At 60.8% G+C, this 12,179-nt stretch carries 13 protein-coding genes; 8 read left to right on the top strand and 5 right to left on the bottom strand.

What is annotated here, in order from left to right:
• Window positions 1–205: 205 nt before the first annotated feature.
• The 5 genes from fabF to ACLIRY_RS11860 form a co-directional block, all read right to left on the bottom strand.
• Window positions 206–1,462, bottom strand: coding sequence for a beta-ketoacyl-ACP synthase II (gene fabF, locus ACLIRY_RS11880; RefSeq protein ID WP_413205601.1), 1,257 nt, complete (start codon window positions 1,460–1,462; stop codon window positions 206–208).
• 482 nt (window positions 1,463–1,944) lie between these two features.
• Window positions 1,945–2,181, bottom strand: a complete 237-nt coding sequence (locus tag ACLIRY_RS11875; RefSeq protein WP_413205600.1) for an acyl carrier protein — start codon at window positions 2,179–2,181, stop codon at window positions 1,945–1,947.
• A 212-nt stretch (window positions 2,182–2,393) separates the two neighbouring features.
• Entirely contained in the window at window positions 2,394–3,131 is a 738-nt protein-coding gene (gene fabG / locus ACLIRY_RS11870) for a 3-oxoacyl-[acyl-carrier-protein] reductase (RefSeq protein ID WP_413205599.1), read from the bottom strand.
• A 74-nt stretch (window positions 3,132–3,205) separates the two neighbouring features.
• Entirely contained in the window at window positions 3,206–4,144 is a 939-nt protein-coding gene (gene fabD / locus ACLIRY_RS11865) for an ACP S-malonyltransferase (protein ID WP_413205598.1), read from the bottom strand.
• Window positions 4,145–4,308: 164 nt separating this feature from the next.
• Window positions 4,309–4,815, bottom strand: a complete 507-nt coding sequence (locus ACLIRY_RS11860) for a hypothetical protein (protein ID WP_413205597.1) — start codon at window positions 4,813–4,815, stop codon at window positions 4,309–4,311.
• 223 nt (window positions 4,816–5,038) lie between these two features.
• Between ACLIRY_RS11860 and rpsF the strand changes: the two genes are divergently transcribed.
• From rpsF to ACLIRY_RS11820, 8 genes are all read left to right on the top strand, one after another.
• Entirely contained in the window at window positions 5,039–5,506 is a 468-nt protein-coding gene (rpsF, locus tag ACLIRY_RS11855) for a 30S ribosomal protein S6 (protein ID WP_413205596.1), read from the top strand.
• Window positions 5,503–5,739, top strand: a complete 237-nt coding sequence (gene rpsR, locus ACLIRY_RS11850; protein WP_413205595.1) for a 30S ribosomal protein S18 — start codon at window positions 5,503–5,505, stop codon at window positions 5,737–5,739. Before rpsF ends, rpsR begins: the two co-directional genes overlap by 4 nt.
• A 219-nt stretch (window positions 5,740–5,958) precedes the next feature.
• Complete coding sequence (locus tag ACLIRY_RS11845) at window positions 5,959–6,960, top strand: hypothetical protein (RefSeq protein WP_413205594.1); 1,002 nt, start codon at window positions 5,959–5,961, stop codon at window positions 6,958–6,960.
• 77 nt (window positions 6,961–7,037) lie between these two features.
• Window positions 7,038–7,634, top strand: coding sequence for a 50S ribosomal protein L9 (gene rplI, locus ACLIRY_RS11840; RefSeq protein WP_413205773.1), 597 nt, complete (start codon window positions 7,038–7,040; stop codon window positions 7,632–7,634).
• A 372-nt stretch (window positions 7,635–8,006) separates the two neighbouring features.
• The gene (locus ACLIRY_RS11835; protein ID WP_413205772.1) at window positions 8,007–9,479 is read left to right on the top strand and encodes a replicative DNA helicase; all 1,473 of its coding nucleotides are present in this window, start codon (window positions 8,007–8,009) and stop codon (window positions 9,477–9,479) included.
• Window positions 9,479–10,633, top strand: a complete 1,155-nt coding sequence (alr, locus tag ACLIRY_RS11830; protein ID WP_413205593.1) for an alanine racemase — start codon at window positions 9,479–9,481, stop codon at window positions 10,631–10,633. The genes ACLIRY_RS11835 and alr overlap by 1 nt, the downstream gene beginning before the upstream one ends.
• Complete coding sequence (locus tag ACLIRY_RS11825) at window positions 10,633–11,406, top strand: MlaE family ABC transporter permease (protein ID WP_413205771.1); 774 nt, start codon at window positions 10,633–10,635, stop codon at window positions 11,404–11,406. The genes alr and ACLIRY_RS11825 overlap by 1 nt, the downstream gene beginning before the upstream one ends.
• Window positions 11,403–12,176 (top strand): ABC transporter ATP-binding protein, encoded by a 774-nt coding sequence (locus ACLIRY_RS11820; protein ID WP_413205592.1) that lies wholly within the window; start codon window positions 11,403–11,405, stop codon window positions 12,174–12,176. The genes ACLIRY_RS11825 and ACLIRY_RS11820 overlap by 4 nt, the downstream gene beginning before the upstream one ends.
• Window positions 12,177–12,179: the final 3 nt, after the last annotated feature.

Below are 12,179 nucleotides of genomic sequence, written 5' to 3'. Positions count from 1 at the left end.
CGGGATGCTCCCGGGGCGAAGCGGGGAGGGGCGGGTACCAGCCAACAGCCGCTATCCGGCCACTCCCTCCAACGCTTCTTGTTTTAGAGTATTCCGCGGCCAAGTTGGATCGCTTTGTGACCAAACTTGGCCTCGAAGATACTCTAAAACTTATGGAATGAGAGTGGAATGGGGCCAGCTTGTCCCAAGGTGATCCCATTTCACTCTAGGGTGCTTCCGCAATAATCAGGGAGGCGTTGGTGCCGCCAAACCCGAAGGAGTTGGACAGGGCGCGTTTGATCGGGCGCTCCTTGGCCACTAACGGTGCCAGATCGATATCGCAGCCGTCATCCGGATCATGCAGGTTCAAGGTCGGCGGAGCGAGATTGTTCTGGATCGCCAGGATAGAATAGATGGCTTCCACCGCGCCCGCAGCGCCCAGCAGGTGCCCGATGGCCGACTTGGTCGAGGACATGGTCAGCTTATAGGCATGATCACCAAACACCCGCTTCACGGCGTTCAGTTCAATGACGTCGCCCATGGTCGCCGTCCCGTGGGCATTGACATAATCAATGTCCTCCACGTTCAACTTGGCGTTCTTTAGGGCGGCCCTCATGGCCCGGGCTCCCCCGTTCCCATCCTCGGCCGGCGCCGTGATATGGTAGGCGTCCCCTGACATGCCATAGCCGACGATTTCTGCGTAGATCTTTGCGCCCCGGGCTTTGGCGTGCTCGTATTCCTCAAGCACCACAACGCCGGCGCCTTCTCCCATGACGAAGCCGTCGCGGCTGCGGTCATAGGGTCGGGATGCGGTTTCCGGGGTGTCGTTGAATTTGGTCGCCAGTGCGCGCGCGGCGGCAAACCCGGCGACGCCGATCCGACAGACAGCCGCCTCAGCGCCCCCGGCCACCATCACATCGGCGTCTCCGAACATGATCAGGCGGGAGGCATCGCCAATGGCATGGGCGCCTGTCGAGCAAGCGGTGACCACGGCATGGTTCGGGCCCTTAAACCCATAGCGGATGGACACATGACCGGAAACCAGGTTGATCAGCGCCGACGGAATGAAGAAGGGGCTGATCTTGCGGGGGCCGTTTTTTTCCAGATGCAGGGCGGTGTCTGCGATGGAGGGGAGACCGCCAATGCCGGATCCGATCATCACGCCCGTGCGTTCGAGGGCCTCTTCGTCCTCGGGCATCCAACCGGAATCTTCGACGGCTTCTTTGGCTGCAGCGAGGCCATAGACGATAAAATCGTCCATGCGGCGCCGCTCTTTGGGCGTAACCAGGGCGTCTGGATCAAACCCATTGGGTTGGTCCTTGCCGGGGATCAGTCCGGCCACCTGTGCGGCCAAGTCTGAAACCTCGAAGCGGTCAATCTTACGAATGCCGGAGCGGCTCTGGGTCAGTCCTTCCCAGTTGGCCTTCACCCCCAGTCCCAGGGGCGAAACCATTCCCAGCCCGGTGACGACAACTCGTCTCATGGCGTGCCTATGTCCCATTAATAGCGGCGGTCAAGTTTAAAGTGCCCGGTGACCGGCGGCAAAGCTTTTCAGCCAGCCGACCACCAGACAGTTCGTCAGCGCATTGTGCGCTCGATACCCTCTTTGAAGATGGTTCCAGAGGAAAGCGTCTCCACAAGACTGCATCGTGACCAGTCCGGAGGGGTGACACGATGGCGGAGACTGCCTCCCCCCATCGCCAACCCGATAGACCCGCGCCCCAAGGCGGGGTAGTCGGAAAATGGCCCAAACGGAACAGAAGGGATTTCGGGGGACGGCGCCAGAGCGGCCATCTCCCGACTTCTCCTGATCCACTGCAAGGCCGTCAACCTATCGGGATCACTGTCCATATAGGTTGCGGTCAATCCAAAACCCGGGAAGGAACGCTGGCCGAAACGAAGGGGTCTCCTTCGGGTCGATGAGGCCTGAAGACCGCTCCACGTCTCCTTCCCAAAGGCTTGGGATTATCCGTTGTTCGACTGGATGAAGTCGATGGCATCCTTGACGGTGAGGATTTTTTCGGCCGCATCGTCGGGGATTTCGCAGCCGAATTCTTCCTCGAACGCCATGACCAATTCCACGGTGTCCAGGCTATCGGCGCCCAGATCGTCGATGAAGCTGGCGTTTTCCGTCACCTTCGCTTCTTCGACACCCAGGTGCTCGACAACGATCTTCTTAACGCGGTCGGCGACGTCGCTCATTTTCGTCTAATCCTTGGAAGTCACTGTTTTTTGATGGATGCGGCGGTCGGCATGATCGCCACCTTGAAGAAGGATCGGCCTCCGCACGGAGCGCCTTGCCTAACACACTTGTTCTGGGAAGACCAGTGCAAGGGCGAGAGTGGAAGCACAAACATCCTGTTTCCGGCCCTCGCTGTCAAATCTTCCAGGAAATCCTGTTGGATTTCCATTACCTAGATCATGGCCATTCCACCGTTTACGTGCAGGGTTTGGCCGGTGATATAGGCGGCTTCCGCGCTGGACAGGTAGGTAACGGCAGAGGCAATGTCCTCCGGCGTGCCCATCCGGCCTGCGGGAATATGGGGCAGAATTGCGCTCTTCTGCTTATCGCTCAACTTGTCGGTCATGGCTGTCGCAACGAAGCCTGGCGCCACGCAATTGATCGTGATCCCACGTGTGGCGACCTCGGAGGCCATGGACTTGCTCATCCCGATTATCCCCGCCTTGGAGGCGGCGTAGTTCGCTTGCCCTGGATTGCCGGTGACGCCGACGATGGAGGTGATGTTGACGATTCGTCCCCAGCGGCGTTTCATCATCCCCTTGAGGACAGCGCGGCAAAGGCGGAAGGTCGCGGTCAGGTTTACGTCGATGACCTGGGACCACTCCTCGTCTTTCATGCGCATGGACAGCATGTCGCGGGTCAGTCCTGCGTTGTTCACCAGAATGTCAAGACCGCCCAGAGCGCTCTCGGCGGCTGGGATCAAGCCTTCGACGGCGTCGGGGTCTGACAGATTGCAGGTCAGGATGGAAGACTCGCCCGAAATTGTGGCCGCTGTCGTCTCCAAAGCGTCCTGTCGGGTGCCCGAGAGCGCCACGGCGGCGCCTTGGTCGGCCAGGGCTTTGGCGATGGCAGCGCCGATCCCGCCGGAGGCGCCGGTCACCAGAGCCTTTTTGCCGGTCAAATCGAACATCTTAAGATCCTTAAGCTCTTAGTAGATGGGTATATGGGGAATTGGATGTCTGGACAAGGGCGGTCAGGGGACGACTATACGTCCTTGGCGAAGGCTTCGACATCTGCAGGGCCCTGGATCGAGCGGGCGGTGAGGTCTTTGTGGATCCGTTTGGCCAGCCCGGCGAGGACCTTGCCCGACCCCAGTTCCACCAGTTCAGTGACCCCGTTTTCGGCCATATGCAGCACGCCTTCGCGCCACCGCACCGATCCGGTAACCTGTTCTACCAACAATTGGCGAATTTCCTCGGGGTCGGTGACCCGGGCGGCCCGCACGTTGGCCACCAGGGGAACCGACGGCACGCGAATGGTGACCTTGGAGAGTGCCTCCGCCATGACCTCGGCTGCGGGGGCCATCAGGGCACAATGGAAGGGGGCACTGACTGGCAGAAGCATGGCCCGCTTGCACCCCTTTCCTTTGGCGATTTCAATGGCCCGGTCGATGGCGGTCTTGCTTCCGCTGATCACCACTTGGCCCGGCGCGTTATCGTTCGCGGCCTCGCAGACATCGCCCTGGGCGGCTTCTTTGGCCACGGCTTGGGCGTCTTCCAGGCTCAGGCCCAACAGGGCGGCCATGGCGCCCTCACCGACGGGGACGGCTTTCTGCATGGCCTCGCCGCGGATACGCAGCAGGCGGGCCGTGTCGGCCAGCCCAAGGGAGCCGACGGCGGCCAGAGCCGAATATTCTCCCAGGGAGTGGCCTGCCACCATAATGGCCGTGTCGGCGACCTTTATGCCCGCGTGGTCCAGCACCCGCGCCACCGCCATGGAAACGGCCATCAGTGCAGGCTGGGCGTTCTGCGTCAGGGTCAGCTCTTCAAGCGGGCCATCGAACATGAGGGCTGACAGCTTCTGCGACAGGGCATCGTCGACCTCCTCAAAGACTTCGCGGGCCAGGGGGAAGGCTTCGGCTAGGGCTTGGCCCATGCCGACGGCCTGGGATCCCTGTCCGGGGAAGACGAATGCGCGAGTCATGGTGTGCTCCCGAAAAGCTGTGTCAAAAAGCCGCTGATTATTCTGATGCGCTGTCATCGGAGCGATCCGAATTTTCGCGCGTGGGCGGCTAGAAAGACGGTAAGGGAGCGGAATGTCAAGCCGGAGGCACCTAATTCAGCTGCCTCTCGGCAAGATCTGCCCGGTTATGCAGATTTTTTCTGTTCGCTCGCCTTTTCGCGGTGTTGGTTTCCAAGCGCGGTCTGGTCGGCTTCCTGCAGGACGCGCAGGATATCCTGATTGGGCGCCAGGGTGCTGGATAGAAAGGAGCCGGTCTTGCCGTCGTTTTGGCTCTCTTTCCCGTCGGCCCCATTGTTCTGTTCGTTGATGACGGAGTTGGCGGTCATCCGGCGCTGGATTTCCTGGGAAATGAGGGTTTCTATGGCTTTCCGTTCTTCCGGTGACATCTTTTCTAGGGCATCCTCATCCAGCCCCATGGCTTCGAGGATTTTGTCGCGCATTTCCTGTCTTTTCTGCTCCTGTAATTCCGCGACATAGGTGGAGAAGCCTTTTTCCTTGATGGTGGCGATGTCCGCCTTGCGTGCGGCCTCCTTAGCGGCACTGCGCTGGGCCGCCAGTGTCGCGGGGTCGGTGGTCGGTGCCCCTAAGGCCATGCCACCCAAGACGGCGGCTTGGGTTGAATCAGTCGGCATATTCTTCCTCCTTCTGGATGACACTGGGGGATGGGAAGCAAGGTTCGGGCCAAGGGAGGGTCGCAGTGGATTTCGGATTCGCTTGCGTCAAGCCGTTGGGTGTGTATAGTCCGCCCCTTCCAGAACCCTTGCCATCGATGACCCCATCGATCGGCTATGCCTTAGTTTCGTGATCTTTCGGATGACGGAACGGGGGAAGAGAAAAGCCATAAGGGACCACAAAATGGCCTTGTACGAATGCACGCTTATTGCGCGCCAGGACATCTCCAACGCCCAGGTTGATACCTTGGGTGATGAAGTGTCCGCCATGATTTCCGAGGGGGCCGGTTCGGTCACCAAGCGGGAATACTGGGGTTTGCGCACGCTCCACTTCCGGATTCAGAAAAACCGGAAAGGGCATTACCTGTTCCTGAATATCGATGCGCCGGCGCCTGCCATCCACGAGATGGAGCGGCGTTTGCGTCTGAACGAGGACGTCATCCGCTATATGACCGTTAAGGTCGATGAGCTGGAGGAAGCCCCCTCGGCGATGATGCAGAAAAACGATCGACCCGAGCGCGGCCCCCGTCGGGGTGGCGAACGGGGGGATCGCCCCGACCGTGGTGATCGCGGAGACCGGGGAGATCGCGGTGACCGGGCCCCTCGCGGTGACCGTGGCGACCGTCGTCCACAGCGTGAAGGAGGCGAATGATGCCCGCTCCCCGTCGTCCATTCTTCCGTCGTCGGAAGACCTGTCCGTTCTCCGGTGCCAACGCCCCGAAGATTGACTATAAGGACATCAAGCTGCTGCAACGGTTCATCTCCGAGCGTGGCAAGATCGTTCCCAGCCGTATCACTGCGGTGTCCGCAAAGAAGCAGCGTGAGCTGGCCCGCGCGATCAAGCGCGCCCGGTTCCTGTCTCTGCTTCCTTACGTGATGAAGTAAGACCGGACCGTCGACCCTGCTCCGCCCGTGTTCAAGGCGGGGTGGGGTCGACATCCTGTCTATCCCTTCCCCGATTCTCCTCCGCCCTGAAGGGCTCCTTCCCCAGGTATGTTGCGGGAGGGGTCGAAGGGGGGCTGGTGGAAGGCACGTCTCAAGTCACCCTCTTGCATTTCGGAATTGGGTCCGTTCCAGACCGGACCTGGGGAGAGAGAAGGTCCCATGACCCGGATCCCGCACCAGGCGATCCTCGCTGGTTTGGCGAGTGCCATGTTGTTTGCCTCGGTGCTTTATGTTCCGGTGCTTGGCTTGATGTTGATGCAGGCCTCGGTGATCCCCATCATGGTCAGCGGTTTGCGCTTCGGGGCCGTGGGGGCCTTGGTCGCCGGTTTGGCCGCGGGCGCAGCCACCCTGATCGTTCTTCCCTCGGCGATGCTTCCGACCTACGCTTGTCTGCAGTTGCTGCCCGCTTTGGTCGTCGCCCTTTTGGCGATGCGCCCTGTTCCGGGGCTTGGGCGGCCGCTCACCCCCCAGGATGGGCCGGACGCTTGGTACCCGCCAGGACATATCCTGGCTTGGCTGTCCGCTTCCGGTGTGCCGTTCCTGATCCTGTTTGCCCTGGGGTTGCCCGCTTACGCTGCGGCGATCCTCCCGTCTGATAGTGGCTTGCATGAAGACGGCGCGTTGAGGGATTTGGTGACGGAGGTCATGGCTGCCATGATTTCCGAGTTTTCCGCCAGCGCCGATCCGACGGTTCAGGCGGAGTTGTTGAAAAGTATTCCTGCCAATGTGCCAGGGACCTTCCTCGCTTATTGGTTGACGCTGGTGGCCGTTGGGGGAGTGGTTGCTCAATGGTGGGCGGCGCGGCGCGGTGTGGCGCGGCGGCCAACGCCGAACTACCGGACCCTTGCCTTGCCTGGGTGGCAGCCGGTTCTGTTCCTTGTTTTGGGCGTCGCGGGGGTGGTTCTGCCCGGTGATGTGGGCTATTTGGCGGCCAATGCCGCGATCATGCTGTCTGTACCGCTGGTCTTTCTTGGTCTCGTGTTGGTGCACGCGGCTGCACGAACCCTTCCCCAGCCCAAGATGGCGCTGGTTGGGTTCTACATCCTGTTTATCCTGGGATCGTCGGTGTCGCTTATTGCCCTGACGGTCGCTGGATTTGTGGAATTCGCCATAAAACGGCGAATTGTCGTTCCCGGACCACCGCGTTCGGGAGGGGCTTGAATTCGTAAACGATCTAAACCCTTGGGCAACGCCCAAGACCGGATAGGGTCCATAGGGACCCGGGAGACATGACGATGATGGAAGTGATTCTTCTCGAGCGGATCGAGAACCTTGGGTTTATGGGCGATGTGGTGAAGGTGAAGGACGGCTATGCCCGGAACTTCCTGCTGCCCCAGAGCAAGGCTCTGCGGAAGAGCAAGGCCAACATGGAGTACTTCGACTCCAAGAAGGTCGAGCTGGAAGCCATCAATCTGAAGCGCAAGGAAGAGGCCCAGGCCGTTGCCGTCAAGATGGAAGGCCTGAATCTGGTCATGATCCGTCAAGCCGGCGAGAGCGGTCAGCTCTATGGGTCGGTGACCGCCCGCGATATCACCGATGCCCTGAAGGAAGATGGGTTCACCGTCAGCCGTCAGCAGGTGCTGCTGAATCAGCCCATCAAGGAACTGGGTCGGTTCGACACTCGGGTCTCCCTGCATCCGGAAGTGGTGATCACCATCACCTGCGTGATCGCCCGTTCCGCCGCTGAGGCCGAAGCTGCCGCCGCCGCGCTGCTGGCGAGCACCGAAGAGGCGACGGTCGCCGAAGCCGAAGGGGGCGAGGAGCAGGTTGACGGAGTCGTGCACGAGGATGAGGAGGACCTTCCCTCCTACGAAGGCGACATCGACCAGGCTTAAGGGCCTAACGGTCGCCCGCCTGGGGGCCGTTGAAGATCAAGGACGGCGCGGTCTCCCCGGAGGGCGCGCCGTTTCCCTTTTTTATGGGAAATGTCCCGATGTCTTCAGGGAGGTTTTCCAACACCCCTTTCTGACTGATACACTCCCGCCATGACCGATACTCCCACGGACCCCCCCATGGATGATGGTGCCCTTCCTCCGCCGGATCAGCCCATTCCGGATTCGGCTTATGCCGATATGCCCGACCACGACATGTCGGAGGCCGGTTTTTCAGGGTATGAGATGTCGGGTACTGTTGAGCCGAGCCCCGTTGCAGTCGGCCAGGGGGCGTTGGGCCATGCGGAGTTGGGCCAGGGGGAGGATGGCGAACTGATGAGCACGCGCCAACCACCGGCCAATCTGGAGGCGGAGCAAGCCTTGCTGGGGGCCATTCTGACCAACAATCGGGTGTTGGAGAAGGTCAGCGACTTTCTGCGGGCCGATCATTTCTCCCATCCGGCCCATTCGACGATTTACGATGCCTGCCAGACCCTCGTGGAGCGGGGGCATCTGGCCAATCCAGTGACCTTGAAGCCCTATCTGGAGCACAAGGAGGAGCTGGCGGAGGTGGGGGGCGCCCGCTATCTGGCCCAGTTGGTCGATTCGGTGGTGACCATCATCAACGCCGAGGATTACGGCACCCTCATTCACGACCTGCATCTGCGGCGCGAGCTGATTGCCATGGGGACGGATCTGGTCAACGAGGCCTTCCAGGCGGAATTGGATAGCTCGGCGGTCCTTCAGATTGAAAACGCGGAAAAACGCCTGTTCGAACTGGCGACCACGGGACAGCAGGACGGTGGGCCGAAAACCTTCAAGGAATCGCTCATTGGCGCCATTAATTTGGCGGAACTGGCCCATAAGCGAGACGGCGAACTCTCGGGTGTTCCGACCATGCTGGCCGACCTCGACAAAAAGCTGGGTGGTTTGCACGACAGTGACCTTTTGATCCTGGCCGGGCGTCCGTCGATGGGTAAGACAGCGCTGGCCACCAACATCGCTTTTAACGCGGCCTCTTTTTTCCGGGAGAGGGCCCAGGAGGGAGAGCCCGCGAAATCCGTCGTCTTCTTCTCCCTGGAAATGTCATCCGAACAGTTGGCCACCCGTATTCTGTCCGAACAAGCCGAGGTGAACTCCCACCGTCTGCGGACCGGCGATTTGGCGAACGAAGATTTCGACAGGGTGCTTCAGACGGCCACGAACCTGCATTCGGTGCCGCTTTATATTGATGATACGCCCGCCCTGTCGGTCGGTGCCATGCGAACCCGGTGCCGTCGCTTGGCCCGGACCCACGGGGGGCGGGAAAATGGTCTGGGGCTGATCGTCATCGATTACCTGCAACTCCTTCAGGGCAATCCCGGCGAGCGGAGCGATAGCCGTGTGAACGAAGTCTCGGCCATCACCCGGGGCATGAAGGCTCTGGCCAAGGAATTGAACGTTCCCGTTCTGGCGCTGTCCCAGTTGTCCCGTCAGGTGGAACAGCGAGAAGACAAACGCCCCCAACTGTCCGATCTGCGTGAATCTGGGTCGATCGAGCAGGACGCCGACGTGGTGATGTTTGTCTATCGCGAGCAGTATTACCTGGAGCGCGTTGAGCCGTCCCAAAGGCCGGAAGAAACCCGGGAACGGTTCGATGAAAGACATGCTGCCTGGGTGGAGCGAAGCGAAAGGGCCCATAATAAAGCTGAGGTGATCGTCGCCAAGCAGCGTCACGGTCCGATCGGTATTGTCAGCCTGTTCTTCGACGGCAATTACACCCGCTTTGGCAATCTGCAGGGCGGCGAACCCCCACCCGAGGAGTATTGATGATCCCGGAACGCGCGACGGCAGCCCTCACCATTGACCTTGACGCCCTGGTTGGCAACTGGCGCAAGCTTCGTGCACGTATGGCACCGGAGCGAGCCTCTGGAATAGACTGCGCAGCGGTGCTGAAGGCCGATGCTTATGGCACGGGCGCCCGCCAGGCTTTGCCTGCCCTGGTGGAGGCCGGATGCCGGACCTTTTTCGTGGCCCAGGTGGACGAGGCGCTGACTCTGCTGGACCTGTTACCCGAGTCGGTACGGATCTTCGTTCTGTCCGGGCCGCCCCCGGGTGGGGCTGCGGAGATGGTGGCTCATGGCGTGATTCCCGTGCTCAACAGCCCCGATCAGATTGCCACCTGGGGCGAGGCCTGCAGTAAGGTGGGGCGTCGCCTTCCCTGTGCCCTCCATGTGGACACGGGCATGACCCGGTTGGGGCTATCCTGGAGAGAAACCCAAACCCTGATCCATGACCGCAGTCCCCTTGCGGCCATGGAGCCGGTCCTTCTGATGAGCCATCTGGCCTGCGCTGATGAGCCAAACCATCCCCTGAATGCCCAGCAGTTGGCGACCTTTCAGCAGGTATCCCGGGCCTTCCCCCAGCTTCCGGCGAGTCTCGCCAATTCCTCGGGCCTGTTTCTGGATCCGGCATTCCGCTTTGAGCTGGGGCGGCCCGGGATCGCCCTCTACGGAGGGAATCCGACCGCTGGTGCACCCAACCCCATGGGGCAAGTGGTTCGTCTGCAAGGGAAAATCCTGCAAATCCGCCAGATTGACACCCCATGCCCCGTTGGATATGGTGCGACCCATCATGCCGGAGCCGGGCGACGCTTGGCGACCGTGGGTGTGGGCTACGCGGATGGGTATCCGCGGGCTGCGGGCAACCGGAGCATGGGTCGTCTGGGGGGATGGCCGGTGCCCCTCGTCGGACGGGTTTCCATGGATTTGATCACCTTCGACGTGACGGACGCGCCGGAACGTTTGGCGCATCCGGGAGGATGGATCGAGTTGATCGGTCCAGGACATGGCGTGGATGACCTGGCCGACGAATGCGATGCCGTCGGCTATGAGATCCTGACCCGCCTTGGGTCACGGTATCCCCGGACCTACCTTTTCAATGGCGGGACCCAATCCAGTGCAGGGCAGGGGAACGCCCCATGATGGCGTTTCTGGCGGTCATCGGTCGGTTCTTCCTGACTTTCCTGCGTCATGTGGGCCGACTGTCCATTTTCACCGGAGCTGCGGTCAGTCACTGTTTTCGTCCTCCGCTCTATCCCCGGTTGATCTTCAAGCAGATGGTCGAGATCGGCTATTACTCCCTGCCGGTGGTTGGTTTGACGGGACTGTTCTCGGGCATGGTGCTGGCCCTGCAGAGCCACACCGGGTTTGCCCGGTTCTCCGCCGAGGGGGCCATCGCCACCGTGGTTGTTCTGTCCATCACCCGGGAGTTGGGGCCGGTGCTCGCCGGTCTCATGGTTGCCGGGCGGATTGGCGCGGCCATGGCGGCGGAAATCGGGACCATGAAGGTGACCGAACAGGTCGATGCTTTGACGACCTTGTCCACCAACCCGTTCAAGTATCTGGTGACACCCCGTTTGATCGCGGGGGTGATGATGTTGCCTCTTTTGGTTGTTGTTGCCGATATTCTAGGGGTTTTCGGCGGGTATCTGATCGGGACCTACAAGCTGGGCTTCAATCCAGGGAACTACATTGCCCGGACTTGGGAATTCCTGGAGCCCTTGGATGTGATCAGCGGTCTGTGCAAGGCTGCGGTCTTCGGCTTCCTGATTGTGCTCATGGGCTGCTACCATGGCTACTATTCCAAGGGTGGGGCCCAGGGGGTGGGCAAGGCGACCACCAACGCTGTGGTCAGTGCCTCCATCCTCATCCTGGTCTTCAACTACATCATCACCGAACTGTTCTTCGCCCAATGAGCAAGACGCCGAAAATCGAACTGCGCGGCCTGAAAAAGGCCTTCGGGACCAAGCAGGTGCTCAACGGGGTGGATTTGTCCGTCCAGTCTGGGGAATCTGTGGTGATCATCGGCGGGTCGGGGACGGGCAAGTCGGTGATGCTGAAATCCATCCTCGGCCTGATGCGACCTGACGCTGGCTCCATCTGCATTGATGGTCGGGAGACGATTGGCCAATTGGGGCGGGAGAAGGAGGAGATGCTCGCTCGGTTCGGCATGCTCTTCCAGGGCGCGGCCCTGTTCGACAGCTTGCCCGTTTGGGAAAACGTGGCCTTTGGCTTGATCCAAAGCGGCAGGGCCAAGCGCAAGTATGCGCGGGATATCGCCATCGAGACCTTGGGTAAGGTGGGCCTGAGCCCCGATGTGGCGGACCTGTCTCCGTCCGAATTATCGGGGGGCATGCAGAAGCGGGTGGGTCTGGCCCGGGCCATCGCCACCAATCCGGATGTGATTTTCTTCGACGAGCCCACGACCGGTCTGGATCCGATCATGGCCGACGTGATCAACGATCTGATCGTCAAATGCGTGCGGGAATTGGGTGCTACGGCCCTTTCGATTACCCATGACATGGCCAGCGCCAGCAAGATTGCCGATCGTATCGCCATGCTATACCAGGGCAAGGTGATCTGGGTGGGGCCGTCCGACCAAGTCTACAATTCGGGCAATCCCTACGTGGATCAATTCGTTCATGGCCGGGCCGAGGGACCGATCCAAATGACAGTGCGTGCCTGACAT

The sequence above is a fragment of the Rhodospirillum sp. A1_3_36 genome, from assembly GCF_047263945.1.
Taxonomy (GTDB): Bacteria; Pseudomonadota; Alphaproteobacteria; order Rhodospirillales; family Rhodospirillaceae; genus Rhodospirillum.
The sequence above is the reverse complement of the archived record's forward strand: the minus strand, read 5'-3'. Positions and strand labels throughout refer to the sequence as shown.

Bases quoted from the DNA above. Each gene is read 5' to 3' on its own strand.
- fabF (WP_413205601.1), bottom strand. From the start codon at position 1,462: ATGAGACGAGTTGTCGTCACCGGGCTGGGAATGGTTTCGCCCCTGGGA.
- ACLIRY_RS11875 (WP_413205600.1), bottom strand. From the start codon at position 2,181: ATGAGCGACGTCGCCGACCGCGTTAAGAAGATCGTTGTCGAGCACCTG.
- fabG (WP_413205599.1), bottom strand. From the start codon at position 3,131: ATGTTCGATTTGACCGGCAAAAAGGCTCTGGTGACCGGCGCCTCCGGC.
- fabD (WP_413205598.1), bottom strand. From the start codon at position 4,144: ATGACTCGCGCATTCGTCTTCCCCGGACAGGGATCCCAGGCCGTCGGC.
- ACLIRY_RS11860 (WP_413205597.1), bottom strand. From the start codon at position 4,815: ATGCCGACTGATTCAACCCAAGCCGCCGTCTTGGGTGGCATGGCCTTA.
- rpsF (WP_413205596.1), top strand. From the start codon at position 5,039: ATGGCCTTGTACGAATGCACGCTTATTGCGCGCCAGGACATCTCCAAC.
- rpsR (WP_413205595.1), top strand. From the start codon at position 5,503: ATGATGCCCGCTCCCCGTCGTCCATTCTTCCGTCGTCGGAAGACCTGT.
- ACLIRY_RS11845 (WP_413205594.1), top strand. From the start codon at position 5,959: ATGACCCGGATCCCGCACCAGGCGATCCTCGCTGGTTTGGCGAGTGCC.
- rplI (WP_413205773.1), top strand. From the start codon at position 7,038: ATGGAAGTGATTCTTCTCGAGCGGATCGAGAACCTTGGGTTTATGGGC.
- ACLIRY_RS11835 (WP_413205772.1), top strand. From the start codon at position 8,007: ATGAGCACGCGCCAACCACCGGCCAATCTGGAGGCGGAGCAAGCCTTG.
- alr (WP_413205593.1), top strand. From the start codon at position 9,479: ATGATCCCGGAACGCGCGACGGCAGCCCTCACCATTGACCTTGACGCC.
- ACLIRY_RS11825 (WP_413205771.1), top strand. From the start codon at position 10,633: ATGGCGTTTCTGGCGGTCATCGGTCGGTTCTTCCTGACTTTCCTGCGT.
- ACLIRY_RS11820 (WP_413205592.1), top strand. From the start codon at position 11,403: ATGAGCAAGACGCCGAAAATCGAACTGCGCGGCCTGAAAAAGGCCTTC.